Origin of the sequence: Lactobacillus corticis (genome assembly GCF_018327645.1) — a bacterium.
GTDB classification, from domain to species: Bacteria; Bacillota; Bacilli; order Lactobacillales; family Lactobacillaceae; genus Lactobacillus; species Lactobacillus corticis.
On sequence record NZ_BMAY01000001.1, the window covers coordinates 22515 to 39117 of the forward strand.

A 16603-nucleotide genomic window follows, 5' to 3' on the forward strand; every position below is an offset into this window, starting at 1 on the left:
CAAAAACAGCATCAGGTCATCCCTGGTGCTGTTATTAGTTATTGACTAGTATGTTATTTGCCTTTTTTATTTCAGAAAAACTGGAGACAACCGCTGTATTTGCCTCAATACCTGTTAACGCAGCTTCTCTGATACTACTTTTGGTCGAGGTTTTACTCCTCGTATCATCTAATAAATATACAAAGGTAGCATCTCTCACTGCTGAAGTTGCCTTTACATCAAAATTGAACACTTTGGCTAAATTTAGATCGTTTGGACGAGCAGATGTTTTTACGAGTTTTTCCTTGCCAGAATTGCTGGGAATCGAAAAGTCAAAGTGAGCTGAAATTCCATCCTGACTTGCGATTTCTATATTTGGGGTGTTATAAATGTTGTTCTCTGCTAAAAACTCAGAAACAATTTCAACAAATGCCTCAGTAATGTTCCCCTTGGTCATGTAAACTAGATCATTAATTCTCATGACACCTTGAAACAGGCGATTCTTGGCCTTAGGAAAGTTTTCCAACGTAGTTCTAATTACCAGAGCTTCATCATCTTGACTTATTCCAAAATTTTTCAAAGTATCATAAAATATCTGGCCTTTCTTTGAACGCTTATTAATTTTGATGCCGGAATCTTCCAGTAATGCTCTGGTGAAGCCAAAATCAGAAATTTCAATGTGTTGTTCATCGATGAATTTGGCATACAAGTTTATATTGTCAAAATTTGAATCAAAAAATGGTGTGCTAATTGCGACATAATTTTGGTTGGCATCTTCAAAAACCAGTTCTTTTTTCAACCATTTGTAGTATTCATTTTCAAGCAAACTTGCTTTAGTCATCGTCAGCACCTCCAATTTTAATATTTGTATATTTGATAAATTTGTTTACTACTTCTCTAATACGATAGAGATTTTTGAATTCCGAAAGATCTGCAATTGGTACTACATTTTTAGGCGAATACTTTCCTGAATCGCTATTGAAATGGGCATGGGAGCCAATTATTACGGTCTCTTGTTCTGTACCAATGTTATTTGTATGTCTAATGTTAGGACCAAAATCGAGCCTAACAAGATGCCGTTTATTTTCTTCAAACATTAAACCGACACTGAAAACAGTATCCAGCGGTGTTTCATGGACTTGTAAATCGTATAATATTTTTCTCTTCTTATCTACTACTTTACACCTGTAGCTATGTGAACTGAAAACCAAATTTTGGTTTACTTGGTCCAAAATGTCTTTGAAGTCTAAAATTGAATTTGGATTTTTTTCAGCCTCAATCAACTCATTAATTTCTTCCATAGTCAATTCGTCATTATTGTTATTCATTTTTACTTCCCCTCAAATATTATGTTTTATTATTATACCTATAAAATCCATCCAAAAACAGCATCAGGTCATCCCTGGTGCTGTTATTCTTTCCTTGCTGCTATCCAACCCTACTGGTCCCATCGGCGTAATTCAATTTCACGCCAGGTTGGACATTAAAGATATAAACATTAAAGTGAACGGTATTTGATCCGACTGATTGGGCTTCCATTTCTACGCCCCGTGCCAGCAATTCATTGCCTCTAAATACTGGCGTCACCCGGTAGCGGACATAATTGCTGCTGCTTTCCTTAATATAATCGGCAACCTCATCTTCATACCGCAGCATATCGGGGTCATTCAACTGTCTTGTACCAGTCATTAAGTTTTTCCAGTTGTTGTTCTGGCCCGTTAGCTGATAACCAATCAAGTGACAACGGTTATATAGCCAGCCACTAGCAATTCGTTTATTGTGCCAGCCCGTCGGATTAATTGTCAGTGGTTCACGCTGCGCCGTCGGCATCAAAGACTTATTAAGCAAAGCATTAGCAGCCGTTACCCGGTTCAGCGAATCCAGATTGCCATACTTTTGCCAAGCTCCGTGACTGGTAGTTAAATCAGCTTGCGTAAAGTTAGGATCGTTGTTATTAACCGTAATTACGTCCTGACCGGAGTAACTTAAACTTGCCAGCTTTTGCTCACTAACCGATTCAACGGCATGAGCCCCCGAATATTTCTTGAGCTTCAGTCGCAGCTTTTTAATCTTTTGATCAAGCTTGCGAATGTGCTGCTCCGTTTCCTTATTCTCCGCCTCGATGGACTTGGCCTTTTTTAACGGAGCCTTGTCGTACTTGATAACGGTCTTGATTTTGGCATCAACGACCTGGGTTAGATTGTAGGTATCGGAAAAAGTCGTCAAGGACAGCAGCACTAAAATGCTTGAAACGATAACTGAAAATTTTCTCTTCATTATCTTAACGCCTTTCTATAACCCGCAGCCTGGGCTTCCTTTTCACTATTGAAGTAGACGGCATTCTTGGAATTCATCCGGTAGCCCGATTGACCAGGCACGTGATAAATCTTGCTGCGAGAATTGCCGACAATCTTCTTACTGTCAGCGGTGTTCATGTTACCACGGTAGTTGTTTGAACGGCTTGTACGCTTGCTGTAAGTAGTATCTGCATTAGCTTTAACCGAACGGCTATAGGCAGCTGCCGCAGCTTTTTGCGATGATTCAGCCTTAGCTTGTTTTTTCTTAGCAGCGACCAAAGCAGCAGCCAGCTTGTCATATTCGCTTTGCTTCTTCGCTTCTTCTTTTTCCAATACTTTCTGCTGCGATTGGGCCTGGCTAAGCCGTTTTTGCCCAACCTTCTTGGTCACATAATGGACCTGGGGCTTGTGGCTGGTTTTGACAGCTTTTTCATCGGAATTGCCGCCGGAATTCCCACCAGAATTGCCCACTATTCCGATCATCATTAAAATGACAAACACAGAGAAAATTGACGACCACAGTACCTTGTGTTTGCTAGTCTTGAAGGCAATTTTCTTGAAGAAATAATATGGGATCAACCAATACCAAAATAGGACCCACTCTAATACCTTCAGGATAGTTTGCCAATTATGCGAATTTGGTTCCATAGCACTCCACCATTTCATTCATCGGTTTATTAGTATATGCATGAATATTATATAATAATGGATTGCTGATCTGAAAGATGGGTAATAACTAAATACATCTTGAGCCGAATTCCTCAAAAGAGTAAAATTTTATGCATGATCATTTTTTACTCAGCTAAAAAGATCATGTTGGAGGAGCTGCATCGACTATGTTGCAGCAAAAAGTAGTTTGTAATAGAAGATCGGGAGTAAGAATATGAAGAAGATCTTTGCGATATTTACCTCTGCCCTTATGCTTTTTTCAACAGGGGCATTTGTTTCGGGTCAAAACACTGACTCAATTGTTGAAGCTAAAGTCATAACTAAGAAAGCGAAAAAAACTAAGCTTTCTAAAAAGAAAAAGTCAACTAAAAAGACTGTAAGCAAGAAGAAGGCTAAGTCAACTAAGAAAGCCAAGAGCACTAAAAAGGTAATTAGCAAGAAAAAGGCTAAGTCTACTAAGAAGGCCAAGAGTGCTAAAAAGGTAACTAGCAAGAAGACTAAGTCAACCAAGAAGGCCAAGAGTGCTAAAAAAGTAACTAGCAAGAAGACTAAGTCAATCAAGAAAGCCAAGAGTGCTAAAAAAGTAAGTAACAAGAAAAAGGTTACGTCAGCCAAGAAGGCTAAGAGCACTAAAAAGGTAACTAGCAAGAAGAAGGCTAAGTCAACCAAGAAAGCTAAGAGTGCTAAAAAAGTAAGTAACAAGAAAACTACTAAGAAAAAGGTTGTTAAAAAGCCTGCCAAGAAAACGGCAGTTGTAAATAAGAAAACTGTAAACAACTCACAAACTAGCAGCACTAACCAAAGCTCAAACACTTCAAGTTCAAGCAAACAATCGTCAGCTGTTTCAAGTTCAGCTAGCTCAAAAAACAGCACTGAAAAGCCAAAGTACACTTCACAAGTTTCAGAAGATGGTACTACTAATTACTACAGCAGCGTCTTGCCTGATGAAGCTGGCATCCCCAATCCAAAAGAAGGCGACGTTTTATTCTATGAAGGTCCAAACAAATATAATGCAATCTACCATTACCAAGACGGAAAATGGAAAATGTCAGTAGATTCCAATTTCGGTAAAAAGGTTAAAGATAATGTTAATCAAGCTGTTAAAGAGTCGCAATCCTCTATCGATAAAGCCGAAGCTGAAGTAGATCAGGCTCAGAAAGATATTGACAAGGCTATGGCAAAAGCTCAACAGGAAGCTGATGAAATGAAGGCAAAGAGCGACAAAGAATTTGATACTTCAAATCCAAACAACTCAACTAATGCTGTATCAGATCATGGACAAACTAAATCAGATTTGACTAACATACAAAATTCAAACTTACCAACTGGCATTTACAGAAACCCGGATGGGGGTTTTACCAGTATTGTCCGTGGATCAGATGGAAGTTTTTCTAGTATTGTTTTTGGATAAAAAGAATATATGGATCAAAATCGGATTGAGTTAAATTTTGACTTCAATTCAAAGCAAAAATCCTATTAAATCAAGGTTTATCAATACCAAGATTTAATAGGATTTTGTTGTTTTGGCATTTTTTCAACTCTTCTTAGCGGTTAATCGCCATCAACAGGATTTGACATCTAAGGCTTTGGACTATTGTTATCTGTTCTTTTTCAGACGTAATATTTTTATTAGAAGACTTTCTTCGCCTTTTTATGCTCAAATTAGCTATTTATACGGTTAGGCCCATCACTATTGCCCCTAAAGTAATAAATATTAAGGCTAAAATCTTTCGTTTTATATCATCTTTATATCTGCTTTCTTTTAATATCATTAACCCGCCTAATGTGGAAATTACTACATTTAATTGTGAAAAGGTGTAACCCACTGCCACGCCATTCACTTCCATTGAAAGTAGAATACTCAAATTTCCTAATTCAAAAAATAAGCCTGTTACCATATTTTTTATTGTAAACCGAGAGAACAGAATATCTTTGTTTTTAAATAATGTGAAGAGCGTGATGAATAAAAATATTGAGACTCCTTGCGGAAAAATCATATCAGAAATATTTAACTTGAATACTGTAGGAATTATGGCATATCCAATAAGTCCCAAGGTCGAAACAAATAAATAAATTAATCCTTGCTTTAGCTCTTTACCAGAATGATTATTATTTTTCCTTTTAGAAATAGTCACTATTCCAATTGAAATTATTACTAATGAAAGAATTCCAAATATCCACTGTTTCCAAGTTGTCCATTCATGGAAGAATATTGCACTGATAATTGCAGTACCTAAGATTTGACCGCCTGTGCTAATAGGCATTGCAGTAGAAATACCTACAAGATCAAAACTTTTTACTTGTAGTAGCATCCCTATAGACCAGAATAATCCGCACAAACTGGAGCCAAATATTAGATTGAAAGAATAATTAGGGGAGTGAACAAACATAGATATGATTGATGCTAGTAAAACAGTCCAGGAAATACCTACAACTTTGTTTTCAAAGCTACCACCAAATATCTGCATCAGAATGGCCTGACTTCCCCAACCTATTGCAGGCAATAATGCAATTAAAAAATTGTTTATAAGCATTTTATTTAAAGAAATCTTTATTTAAGATCGTTAAAACATCATATGGAGAAATTGAACCACAATAATCTATTTGCTTCTCTAAGGCATTTACTGCAACTTGATTTTTATTCAATTTGAATGCAACTGATTTATCCGTCGGATTTTCAACTCTAATTACAAGCGCATTTTGTTCAAAGAATCCCTTATAACAGGCTGAAACAACAACGTTTTCTGGCAATTTAATCAATGACTTTTCAGTAGATAAGGCTTCCTTGTCAACTAAATCATCTTGAAGCTTATTATCTAACCTATTCAAGAACAAATTATATTTTTGTGACTGATAAGCAAGTGGTCTAAATTTCAATTGTTCTGCTATTTTAGCTATAGATTGTTGGTTTAATGTACTTGAAAATACAACAACAAAGTCATAAGTTAGTTTCTTAAGCAATTCCGCTTTAGGAGTAGAAATCATAGAATGTCCCACTTTAGTAGTGTCGCCTGAAGCTCTACCAGGTCTGTAATTCAGATTCGACTTACCTAGTTGACCTGTAGTAGCCAACAATGTAAATAACAATATCCCATCTTTTTGAGCATATTCTTTACATGTGTTTGAATAAACGGTCACGTATTTATTTTGTTTTCCAATGGTAACATTATTATCCAGAGGTGAAATATTTACCGGTTTTTCAGAGTAGTGATTCTGCCAATCATCTGGAATTTTTTGATTTTCTCTTTCTAAGAAACCAAATGGTACAGAAGCAATATTATTATTAAGTTCAGAAAAGCCACTATTTACACATAATCTTATCCTATGATCTAGGACTTTATTTTCAATTTCAATGTGAATATCCAATGTATTGTTAACTACTCTAAGGATTATCTTGATAGGTTCATATTGAGAAGTTATGCCTACTTCTCTCTCTTTCAGATTTTTAGGTAATTTATAATTACTAAAAATCTGCATTTCCTGATAATCATTACCTTTAAATACCTTAGCCTCTTGCATTTTAATAACTATTGGATCAGAACTTACAGGTGAGAAATCGTAGCAATCCCCCTCATTTCCGTCATCAACCAAACTTATCACTTGTTTGATATTTTTTTGCCCCCATTGAAGGTTTACTTGACCATTTTCAAAAGTGATTTTCCAACCTTCACCTTCAATAAAGTTATCTTGAGTTTTCTGTAGTAAAGGTATTTGTTTTGTTTCTTTAAAAGAAAGGACTTTGTAGCCCAAACTAGGTAATTTAGTCTTTACCACATATTCACTTATATAGTAACTAGGTTCTTCCACATCGTGATCACCATCAATTTGTTCCTTCAAAGCATGTGACCTCTTAGGAATATATTCCTGATTTATTAGTATCTGATTTTCAACATCATCAAATTTAACAAATTGTGATTGACTAATAATCTTTACTTTTACATTTGAATACTGCTCTTTAGACAAAGGATTGAAAACCAATACTTGTTTATCTGATAGATCCAATTTTAGCGAGAGCAACTTTTCAACCGTATTTATTATTCCATCGGCTAATTGATTTGCTTGTTTCAATCTATGCAATATATCATCATTTACTGAATCAACCACACTACCTGCAGTACTATCATGAGCTTGGCTTTCAAGCAACTTCTTCCAAGCTTGAATTAACAGACCATTGTCAATGTCTATACCGGTTGATTTTGCAATTGCCATTAATGGTTCAACAAGGTTGATCAATTTTTCTTCTAGTCTTGCCATGGATAATTTAGTATCCATTCGACTGGATCCACATGTCAAGTGAATTCTAGCTAAAATCGGACTTCTAAATTCTCCCTTGTAAGTATATAAATTTTTATAATTAACCTTATCAAAAAAGTCTTGAAAATTGCCAAGTTCATATTGATACATACCCATTTTATTAATTTTATCTATCTTTGAATTAATAGAACGGATAATGTTCATCTGATCATTCCCACTAGGAATTAAAATATTTTTTGGCTTTTCTGGAGAGTTATGCTCAATAAAGTCAATAGCTTTATCCAATCTGTTCTTAACATAGTCGTTAGTAGCATCAAGTTGTTTACCAGTAGAATAGCCTTGAGGCATGTTAGCAACTTCAACAGATGAAGCCCCGCCTAAGCTTTCCCAATTGAAATAAAAGCCATGTGTTTTTTTAAAATCGATACCTCTCCAAAAGATAAAGTTTTTTAATCCTAGTTGATTCAGAATAACTGGTAATTGGCTGTTAAACCCAAAAGTATCAGGTAAATATCCCACCTCCATTCTTTTGCCGATTCTATCGGAAAGAAGTTTACCAATTATTCCGTTTCTGAGTATTGATTCACCTTGTGTATGTAAAGCATCTGACTGAGTATACCAAGGACCGATTTGTAGTTGACCATTATTTACTAGCTTTTCAACCCGACTTTTCATGTCAGGTTCAACTGTTAAAAAATCTGTAAGAATTGAAATTTGTCCATCAAGAGTAAACGTTGCCTGGGGATGAGCCTCTAGTTCATTAATCACGTTTTTAAATAAAATAGCACTCAAAGTTATTGAATCTTGATCAGAAAAATACCATTCTCTATCCCAATGTGTATGATTTACGATTGTAACGTCTGCAACCATTTCTAATTCTCCCAATCATCTTCTGAGAAATAGTTATTATCAGTTTCTTGTTGATCCTCAACCTTATTGTTTTCGGTTTCATCAGAAACTGGCTGTCTAGTCAATAAAGTTAACCCGGTAACAACCAAAGTGCCTACAGCAATAGCAAAAATATACCACCACCAATTTTGAACGGCAAACCATCCGTAAAAGCCCGAGATTGGAGCACGGTTAACTGCACCAAGTCCAACGCCCAATGCAGAACCGATAGCACAACCAATAACGTTAATAGGAATAATTGTTAGAGGCTTTTCAACAGCGAAAGGTATCGCACCTTCACTAACACCAATTAACCCCATTACAAGTGAAGCTTGTCCAGCTTCTCTTAAATCCTTACTAAACTTTTTCTTTTGAATAAATGTAGCTAAACCTAATCCTAGTGGTGGAATGATAATTGAAATTTGAGCAGCAGTATTTGGATCATAGACACCGCTAGTTAATAATGCCATAGCCGTAGTAACGGCAGCCTTGTTAACAGGGCCACCCAAGTCGAAGCCGACCATTCCACCAATAATAGCGGCTAAAAGGATCTTGTTTGTACCAGTTAGGCCCTTTAACCAGTTTGACAAACCTACATTGATTTGAGCAAATGGCACACCAATGACATATTGAATTAACAATAATGTAACTAACGAGCCGACTACTGGCACAATAAAGATTGGTAATACTGACTTAGCAGCTTCCGGAAGATGAATGTATTTTACCAAAAGCTTAACAGTATAACCTGCAATCAAACCAGATGCTAGTGCTCCTAAGAAACCTGCATTCATGTTTGCAACCAAAAGACCACTGACTAAGCCAGGAACAATACCCCCTTTATCCGCAATTGAGTATGAAATATAGGCAGAAATTACTGGAAACATCATACCTAATGCTAGGCTACCCCACCCATCATCAGTATGCAGGAATTGCACAAACCAGTTGTTAGCGGTTGCCCATTTTGCATCCCAAATATTATTAATTCCAAAGAATGATGCTCCTACACGACTTATAGCCATCAAGACAGCACCAGTAATGATTAATGGAATCATATAAGAAATCCCTGTCATAATATGCTTTTCAAGAGTCTTACCTATTTTTTTTGCATCCATGATAATTCCTCTTTCTATTTTCCATCTACCATTGCTAAGGCTTTATTAATAACTTTTTTAGCATCTTTAATTGGATCACTAACGCCTACCTGTAAAATCTTCTTTCCTTTAAATCTATCTCTTTCTCTAACTTGTGTATCTGTGGCAAAAATCACTGCTTCACCAATTTGACAATCTTTAGGGGTTAATTTGTGTCCAATCCCAGTAGCTCCTTGAGTTTCAACTTTAATCAAAACTCCCATTTCTTTAGCTGCATTTATCAAAGCTTTTTCCGCCATGTATGTGTGTGCTACACCAGTTGTACAAGCCGTTACTGCAATTAATTTTCTAGCCATAATTCTTACTCCTTACTCTTTAATCAAACAAAGTTAATAAATCTTCAGCACTTTTTGCTTTTCGAAGTCGTTCTCTAACCTTGCCATCCATTAAATCTCCAGCTACCTCTGATAAAATTTTCAAATGTTCCTTACTCCCTCCTTCAGGTATTGCCAATAAGAAAACAAATTTTACTGGTTTGCCATCTAAAGAATTCCATTCTACAGAATGCCTTAGTTCCGCTATAGCTATTGAGGACTTCGTTACGGTATTCGTTTGTCCATGAGGAATTGCTATACCGTCTCCTACACCTGTTGTTCCTTGCATTTCTCTAAATTCGACAGAATCTAAATATTTGTTTTTATCTCTTACGATTCCTCTAGTGACGTATAAATCAGCTAATTGATTTATCACATCCTTTCTATCTTTAGCATCTAGATCAAACTTAATCAGTTTTTTGTCCAAATTAATTGCCATTTTTCACATACCTTTCTATTTCAGCGACTATGTCTGCTGAATTGTTTAATTGAACTAATTTTTTTAATTCACTTTCATTTGAAACAAGGTTATAAAACGCATCAAAAACATTTTCGATACTCTCCTGCTTTATTCGTTTGCTCATCGCTAAAAAGAAAACAATTGAAGTTAGACTCTGTCCCCAAACGATTGGCTTATCTAGAGTACAGATAGCAATAGCACTTTTTTTAACTAAAGACGGTGCAGCATGAGGGATTGCGTAATTTTTATAGCTTGTAAATGAAACTTTTTCTCGTTTCAATGAACTGGCAACGATCCCTTCATTAGCAAAGCCATGCAATATTAGCAAGTTTCCAAGTTGTTCAATAACTTGCTTCGGAGTTTCAGCATTAGAATGAGTAAGTATTATTTGAGGATTAATCAAACTTAAAAAGTCTCTATTCTTCTTTTCGTTATTGTCCCGTATATTGGAAATCTTCTTTTTAATTCGTCTTATATCCGAATCATCAATAATAGGGGGTACAACTACGATATTGACATCTTTTATCTCAATATTGATAGTTGAGATAATTAGATCAATATCCCTTAAATCTGCTTCTTCAACTTCTTCCGCGGAAAGAACTGCTTCAATTTTTATATCTGGGAATTTTTTTCTAAGTATTGCCGCTAACAATTGAGCGGAGCCTAACCCAGTTGTACAAACTATGATGACCTTTGTTTTACCTTTTAGTTGTCTTTGTCTTTCAATAAAGGCCTCAAAATGCAATGCAATATAAGCAACTTCATCTTGATTGAACTTTATTTTGTATTTCTTCTCGTAAAAATTACAGATTACTAACGCTTGTTCAAAAGCTCTCGGATAATTCTTCTTTATTTCCGCGGTGTAGGGATTATAAATTCCAACATGAACTTTTAGTCTTTTAATAGCCGAAGAAAGATGAACATGTAAACCTTCAAGCAAAGCACTGTCATAGCCAAAATCTTTTACTAGACTTTTTAACTCTTTAAATTGTGGATAATCAGAGCGGTTACTACTTAGCTTTATTCCAGTAGTCGAGGCCGCAATCAAATGCATTTGAATAAATTTGATTTCATCATGAGGAACCTTTACTCCGACACCCTTTTCAACTAGATTGGCGAGTGCCTTTGCTTGATCTAAATTTTTATTTCCAATTTTCTTCAAGAAACTGTCATGCTTGTCCTGAATATAGTGACCAGATTTGATTCTTTCAACTGCAATAACTAGGTGAACAAGTAGTGATTGAAAATTATAATAATTAAGCTTTAAACCATATTGCTGTTCAAATTCTTTCAGAGTAGAGTTAATCTGCACGACTAAGGAATAATCTATAAACTTGTTATTCAATAGTCTATTGTTAAATTCCCAGTTATCTAAAAAGGAATAACTATTATTTAAAGAGTTATTTATTAACTTAAATAGTTCTCTTCTTTTTGCAACCTCACTTCCTTTTATTCTGAGTCCTTTACTAGGAACTCGATCAACTTTCAGTCCTGACTCTTTCAACTTCATATCTATGGAATCTAAATTCCTTATTATGGTTTTGGGACTGATATACAATTCTGCTGCAATTTGGTCCACCGAAATAAATCCTTTTTCAGTAATAAGCTTTACTAGAATATATTGTTCCCTTTCATGATTATTATTTGGAATACTTGAGTTTTTTGAATTCAATCCTGTAAAGAATTTTTCGGTATCTAGACCATTAGCGTTAACTTTTATGCCTTTTCTAGGTTGGACTGAAATTGCTATATTATTTTGTTTTAGATATGGTTCTAGATGCTTAAGATCTTTATATATGGTCTTAGTAGAAACCGATAAACAGTCGGCTAACTTCTTGGCGGTGGTATTGGATGTTCCTAAAAGTAATTTTATTAATTGAATTTGTCTTGAATTAATATCCATCTATACACCTCCTATTCCTCTTACAATTCTTATCATAGGCAAACGTCCTTCCGATGACAACGCTTTCATTGTCTACATTATTGTGGAAATTTTAGGTATAACTCTTTTTACTACACCCATTAATGTTTTAATTTCTTTGATTTCTAATAACAAAACAATTGATATTGTATACGAATTTTGTCATTCTTGATCAAGCGCTCAAAAAAGTAATCAAAAAGGCATCCACACCTATGGTTTATTGAGGATACCTTTTCAATAATCTTTATTATTTAGTTGTGACTTTATAGTAAGAAATACAATCTTAATCATGATTTGCAAAAAGCCCAACTTCAAGACTTGCACTAGTAAGCTTGCCGATAACATCAGAATATATTTTCTCTATACGTACAGTTATCTTAGGAGGGGATGTATTAGCTTCAGATTTAAACTAAATTTCAAGTGGCTTCAGATTCATATTGTACTTTTCTTCTTGTTAATTTAGACCGATACTGTTCATACTGGCACTGCAATTGGTATTTTTAACTTTTAAGAGTTATCATGCTCAATCGTTTATTCGAATAGGTGTTACTTTTTTATTGTTAAATTCGCAACAATCGTTCCTAGAAATAGCCAAGTCGAACCCACTTAAGTGGGAACCAGACCATCAAGATCTCCTAAGAAGATGAATTTCACCTAGACTAAAATATCATCAAGGACAGAAAAATCGCATAGAGTTTTAGCTCTATACGATTCTTAGCGGTTAATCGCCATCAACAGGATTTGACAGTGAGCCACACTTATTCAGTAGGATGACGATCACCTAGTTGAAAATCTTTTTCATGTTCAAACATATATTTGACTGTTATTTGATGATGACCAGTCAATTTTACAAAGTCACTAACAGGGACATCTAAATACCCTTCTCTTACTGTTGTTCCAAAGGTAACCATACCTTCTGACGTTGCCTTAATAGGACTCTTAGAAAAGTCTCCATCAGTATTTCTTGGAACACCAATACTGTCAAAATATTCGTAAAGTTCATCGTCAGTCTTTCGCACATAGCTGATCTTGTTTCCAGTGACTTCATTTGCTACATCAAGAAAATCTTGGTAGGTAAAAGGTTCACATCCATTAATATTTAACACTGATCGGTGAAGTAAATCATTATTAAGTGCACATGCCGCACTTAAAGCAGCATCTCTACGAGAAATAAACCATACTCGTCCGTCTCCCATATTCTTTTCAATACTACTTTCATTACCTTCCACTGCTCTAAAGTAATCAGTAATAAAAGCTTCAGCAAACAGAGAGTTCCTTAAAATGATATAATCCAAATCAGTATTTTGAATGATTGCTTCAGTATAACCATGGTCAGCATTTTCAATACTTGGATTAAACGGATTTCCTGCAGATAAAACTGATGTATAAATTACTTGTCCAACATGAGCTTTAACACATGCGTCAACAAAGTTCTTGTGTGCACGTCTTCTTTTTTCGCCAACAAAAGGCATCGATATCAATAAAACTTTATCGGCATTTTGATAAATATCCACCAGATTTTTTGGTGAGTTAAAATCTGCTACTGCTGTCTCAATACCCATTCTTTTGTATTTTTCAAGACGATCAGCTCGTGGAGCCGTGAATATCAATTCTTCTTTTGGAACTAACTTTAAAACGTTCTCGACAACAAGTTTTCCAAAATTACCATCAACACCGTTTACTACAATTTTCTTCATAATCCTATTTCCTTATTCATCTAAAGAATGGCGATCACCAATTTGATAATCTTCACTATGTTCAAACATATATTCAACAGAAATTGGTTCTGAACCGGTCAGTTTCTTAAAATCTTCAGTATGCATACTCATCTTATTTTCTCTTATTGCTTGTCCAAAAGTAACCATGCCTTCTGAACTAAAAGGAGCTTCTGAGTGTTTTTGAAATTTTCCTTCTGTCGTTCTTGGTACACCCATCTTATCAAAAATTGCGTAGTCTTCTTCATCAGTTACTTCTTTGTAAGTGACATGATTACCAGTAGCCTTATTACCGATTTCAATAAATTGAGAAATAGTCATTAAGTCTTTACCGTTAATATTCAAAACTTGATAATGAAGATCATCTGCCAACAAAGCATACGCAACAGCTTTAGCACAGTCTTTTCGTGAGATATAGGCCATTTTTCCATCGCCCTGATTATTCATTAGGACACCACCATTTTTGACGAACGTAAAATAATTAGTAATCATTGCTTCTGCATATTGAGAATTACGAAGGAAAATAAAGTCGAGACCACTGGACTTAATATAGTTTTCCGTAAAAGCATGATCTATTTTCTCTTTACTAGGATTGGTTGAGTCTCCTGCATTTACCAATGAAGTGTATATTATTTTCTTCACTCCTGCAGCTTTAGCAGCATCAATTACATTTTTATGTGCTTTTTGTCGTTTTTCACCAACAAATGGCATTGATACCAAAGCTAGTACATCACCATCTGCAAACTTCTCAGCTAATCCCTCTATATGATTAAAATCTGCTTGACGTGTATCTATACCCATCTCGGTATACTTTTTAAGATTTTCACTTGAATACCCGCAAAAAATCAAATTGGATTTGTCAGTTAACTTAATTAAATCTAATGCTGCTTGACTTCCTAAATTTCCATCCACGCCTGTTAAAATATATTTCGTCATAATAAGTGCCTCCATCCTTATTAAATATTTCACTATCTATCACAATAGTAAATGAAAGCGCTTATCTTGTTAAACATGGATAACCTCTTAGCTCATTGGTTAAACCTATCACAAGCAACTTTTTTTATCTTAGTTAGTAATTTTTCAGTTTTTTTCGTATGCTTTCGATTGTATGCTAACGCAATCTCATATTTATGAGGGGAATTATTTATCTTTACTAGTTTAAGATTTGGATTTTCAAGACTTATAGGAAAGCCTTCCGGGAAAAAGCCAATATATTGCTTTTGTTGAATTAAAAATAATTCGCTTTCAACATTATCAGCAAATTCAGCAATTTTAAAATCTTGTGATTCGTCTTTAAATCTATCTACCATTAATTGATATGATTTTCCTAAACTACCTGGATTAATCATTACTATTGGATATTCGCAAACCTGACTAAGGTCTACACTAACATGCTCAGCCAACGGATGATCTTTTCTCATTCCCACCATATAGTAACCAGACACAATGGGAATTGTATTAATATCCGGGTCATCAATAAATTCGGAATCAAAGCTAATCGCTAGATCATATACTCCGCTTCTTAAACCGGGAGTTAAATTACTCATTACATCTTTAGTTACCTCAATTTTATCTTGATATTCAGGAATTTCTGCAAATATGGCATTTAAATACCCCAAGTCTTGAAAAGAAGTATAGGCAATTTGTAAATTTTCATGTTTTAGTTCTTCCATTTGCTGATCAAGTTGGCCAAGATCGCTCATTACTATTTTCGCCCATTGATAAAAAATTCGACCTGCTCTAGTTACTGAGATCGGTGATGACTTTCTGTTAATCAATTCAAAATTATATATATCTTCTAATTCTTTTATTTGTTGACTAACGCTAGTCTGAGCAACATGATTCTTTTTGGCAGCTTTTGTAAAGCTTTTTTGTTCAACTACATCAATAAAATATTTCAATTTTTGCAATGATATCATAAGCAACCCCATCATTTTCTTCTACTACCATCATTGTAAAGTAAAATAATTAAATACGAAAAAAAGCCGATAAAATTATCGACTTTAAAAAATTTACTGTTTTCTGTATTAGCTACTGTAGGCTTTGAACAAACCAACGTTCAAATTCCTCTACATCCACCGCTGTAGCAACTGTGACATTTGGAGAGAAATCTCCCAAATATTTATTAAAGTCAAACAAAGAAGCTCCAGCAGTGTATTTCCCTTTAGTTTCGATCTCTAAATAGGTGTCCTTTGTCGTAAACATTTCAGGTTTTAATAGCATCCCCATCGCCAAAGCGTCATAGATATGCAGTCCAGTTGCAAATGATCCACCCCGATACTTCTTAAACAAAGCGTAAAACATCTCACCATATTTGCTATTCCTTCGAATTTTCTCAGAAATATTTGGCAAGACTCTGGCTTGGCGTCCAACTTCCATTGGTGCAATTTTTATCTTCAACCCACTATGTACTACAATCGAAGCCGCTTCCGGATCACACCCAAAATTAAACTCAGATAAAACCCCGAAATTGCCTCTACCCAAACAACCTCCCATTAGAATAAGTTCCTCAACTTTTTCTAAATCAGCCGGATAGTTATGAATAAATAAGGCTATATCTGTTAATGGCCCAATACCTATTAAGGTTACCTTTTCAGTACTGTTTGCTACAACTCGATGCATTGCCTCAACAGCAAAGCCCTTTTGCACTCCAATCGTTGGCTTTGGAAAAGCAAAACCTTCCATCCCTGTTTCACCATGAACATTCGCAGCAAATTTCAGCTTTCTAATTAATGGATGTGCACTCCCTTTAACAACTGGTACTGTTTTTCCTAAAAATGTAAGTAACTTAAGAGTATTTTGGGTTGTATTCTCCAAAGAAACATTTCCACCTAGGGGACAAATTAATTTTACATCTACCTCAGGACTATTTAATGCAATGGTTAATGCCACTGCATCATCAATACCAGGATCTGTACTAATAATGACTGGAATTTTTTTCATAAACGACTCCTA

15 protein-coding genes are annotated in these 16603 nt (G+C 35.1%); 1 reads left to right on the forward strand and 14 read right to left on the reverse strand.

Annotated features, from left to right (window positions below):
* Positions 1 to 34: 34 nt before the first annotated feature.
* The 4 genes from KI210_RS00095 to KI210_RS00110 all read right to left on the reverse strand — a co-directional run bounded on the left by KI210_RS00095 (position 35) and on the right by KI210_RS00110 (position 2924).
* Positions 35 to 820, reverse strand: a complete 786-nt coding sequence (locus tag KI210_RS00095; protein ID WP_212779856.1) for a DUF1828 domain-containing protein — start codon at positions 818 to 820, stop codon at positions 35 to 37.
* Complete coding sequence (locus KI210_RS09035; protein WP_246487289.1) at positions 813 to 1307, reverse strand: DUF6978 family protein; 495 nt, start codon at positions 1305 to 1307, stop codon at positions 813 to 815. Before KI210_RS09035 ends, KI210_RS00095 begins: the two co-directional genes overlap by 8 nt.
* 100 nt (positions 1308 to 1407) lie before the next feature.
* Entirely contained in the window at positions 1408 to 2256 is an 849-nt protein-coding gene (locus tag KI210_RS00105; protein ID WP_212779857.1) for a DNA/RNA non-specific endonuclease, read from the reverse strand.
* On the reverse strand, positions 2256 to 2924 hold the full coding sequence (locus KI210_RS00110; RefSeq protein WP_212779858.1) for a sunset domain-containing protein: 669 nt from the start codon (positions 2922 to 2924) through the stop codon (positions 2256 to 2258). Before KI210_RS00110 ends, KI210_RS00105 begins: the two co-directional genes overlap by 1 nt.
* 235 nt (positions 2925 to 3159) lie before the next feature.
* Here KI210_RS00110 and KI210_RS00115 point away from each other — a divergent pair, with 235 nt between their 5' ends.
* A complete protein-coding gene (locus KI210_RS00115; protein ID WP_212779859.1) occupies positions 3160 to 4356 on the forward strand; it encodes an ATP synthase subunit B family protein in 1197 nt (398 codons plus the stop codon).
* Between the two features lie 259 nt (positions 4357 to 4615).
* On the opposite strand, the gene KI210_RS00120 is transcribed toward KI210_RS00115, so the two are convergent.
* From KI210_RS00120 to KI210_RS00165, 10 genes are all read right to left on the reverse strand, one after another.
* On the reverse strand, positions 4616 to 5479 hold the full coding sequence (locus tag KI210_RS00120; RefSeq protein ID WP_212779860.1) for a GRP family sugar transporter: 864 nt from the start codon (positions 5477 to 5479) through the stop codon (positions 4616 to 4618).
* A gap of 1 nt (position 5480) precedes the next feature.
* Entirely contained in the window at positions 5481 to 8069 is a 2589-nt protein-coding gene (locus KI210_RS00125; protein WP_212779861.1) for a glycoside hydrolase family 38 N-terminal domain-containing protein, read from the reverse strand.
* 2 nt (positions 8070 to 8071) lie between these two features.
* Entirely contained in the window at positions 8072 to 9199 is a 1128-nt protein-coding gene (locus KI210_RS00130) for a PTS fructose transporter subunit IIC (RefSeq protein WP_212779862.1), read from the reverse strand.
* Between the two features lie 14 nt (positions 9200 to 9213).
* Positions 9214 to 9534 (reverse strand): PTS fructose transporter subunit IIB, encoded by a 321-nt coding sequence (locus KI210_RS00135; protein WP_212779863.1) that lies wholly within the window; start codon positions 9532 to 9534, stop codon positions 9214 to 9216.
* A 19-nt stretch (positions 9535 to 9553) separates the two neighbouring features.
* The gene (locus KI210_RS00140; RefSeq protein ID WP_212779864.1) at positions 9554 to 9991 is read right to left on the reverse strand and encodes a PTS sugar transporter subunit IIA; all 438 of its coding nucleotides are present in this window, start codon (positions 9989 to 9991) and stop codon (positions 9554 to 9556) included.
* A complete protein-coding gene (locus KI210_RS00145) occupies positions 9981 to 11915 on the reverse strand; it encodes a BglG family transcription antiterminator (protein ID WP_212779865.1) in 1935 nt (644 codons plus the stop codon). Before KI210_RS00145 ends, KI210_RS00140 begins: the two co-directional genes overlap by 11 nt.
* A gap of 776 nt (positions 11916 to 12691) precedes the next feature.
* A complete protein-coding gene (locus tag KI210_RS00150; RefSeq protein WP_212779866.1) occupies positions 12692 to 13630 on the reverse strand; it encodes an NAD(P)H-binding protein in 939 nt (312 codons plus the stop codon).
* Between the two features lie 12 nt (positions 13631 to 13642).
* Positions 13643 to 14584 carry an NmrA family NAD(P)-binding protein gene (locus tag KI210_RS00155; protein ID WP_212779867.1) on the reverse strand — a complete coding sequence of 314 codons (942 nt, stop codon included), beginning with the start codon at positions 14582 to 14584 and terminating at the stop codon, positions 13643 to 13645.
* Positions 14585 to 14676: 92 nt separating this feature from the next.
* The gene (locus KI210_RS00160; protein ID WP_212779868.1) at positions 14677 to 15567 is read right to left on the reverse strand and encodes a LysR family transcriptional regulator; all 891 of its coding nucleotides are present in this window, start codon (positions 15565 to 15567) and stop codon (positions 14677 to 14679) included.
* 112 nt (positions 15568 to 15679) lie between these two features.
* Positions 15680 to 16591, reverse strand: coding sequence for a nucleoside hydrolase (locus KI210_RS00165; protein ID WP_212779869.1), 912 nt, complete (start codon positions 16589 to 16591; stop codon positions 15680 to 15682).
* Between the last annotated feature and the right edge of the window lie 12 nt (positions 16592 to 16603).

Bases quoted from the DNA above. Each gene is read 5' to 3' on its own strand.
- KI210_RS00140 (WP_212779864.1), bottom strand. From the start codon at position 9,991: ATGGCAATTAATTTGGACAAAAAACTGATTAAGTTTGATCTAGATGCT.
- KI210_RS00165 (WP_212779869.1), bottom strand. From the start codon at position 16,591: ATGAAAAAAATTCCAGTCATTATTAGTACAGATCCTGGTATTGATGAT.
- KI210_RS00135 (WP_212779863.1), bottom strand. From the start codon at position 9,534: ATGGCTAGAAAATTAATTGCAGTAACGGCTTGTACAACTGGTGTAGCA.
- KI210_RS00160 (WP_212779868.1), bottom strand. From the start codon at position 15,567: ATGATATCATTGCAAAAATTGAAATATTTTATTGATGTAGTTGAACAA.
- KI210_RS00095 (WP_212779856.1), bottom strand. From the start codon at position 820: ATGACTAAAGCAAGTTTGCTTGAAAATGAATACTACAAATGGTTGAAA.
- KI210_RS00105 (WP_212779857.1), bottom strand. From the start codon at position 2,256: ATGAAGAGAAAATTTTCAGTTATCGTTTCAAGCATTTTAGTGCTGCTG.
- KI210_RS00125 (WP_212779861.1), bottom strand. From the start codon at position 8,069: ATGGTTGCAGACGTTACAATCGTAAATCATACACATTGGGATAGAGAA.
- KI210_RS00130 (WP_212779862.1), bottom strand. From the start codon at position 9,199: ATGGATGCAAAAAAAATAGGTAAGACTCTTGAAAAGCATATTATGACA.
- KI210_RS00115 (WP_212779859.1), top strand. From the start codon at position 3,160: ATGAAGAAGATCTTTGCGATATTTACCTCTGCCCTTATGCTTTTTTCA.
- KI210_RS09035 (WP_246487289.1), bottom strand. From the start codon at position 1,307: ATGAATAACAATAATGACGAATTGACTATGGAAGAAATTAATGAGTTG.
- KI210_RS00120 (WP_212779860.1), bottom strand. From the start codon at position 5,479: ATGCTTATAAACAATTTTTTAATTGCATTATTGCCTGCAATAGGTTGG.
- KI210_RS00145 (WP_212779865.1), bottom strand. From the start codon at position 11,915: ATGGATATTAATTCAAGACAAATTCAATTAATAAAATTACTTTTAGGA.
- KI210_RS00155 (WP_212779867.1), bottom strand. From the start codon at position 14,584: ATGACGAAATATATTTTAACAGGCGTGGATGGAAATTTAGGAAGTCAA.
- KI210_RS00110 (WP_212779858.1), bottom strand. From the start codon at position 2,924: ATGGAACCAAATTCGCATAATTGGCAAACTATCCTGAAGGTATTAGAG.
- KI210_RS00150 (WP_212779866.1), bottom strand. From the start codon at position 13,630: ATGAAGAAAATTGTAGTAAACGGTGTTGATGGTAATTTTGGAAAACTT.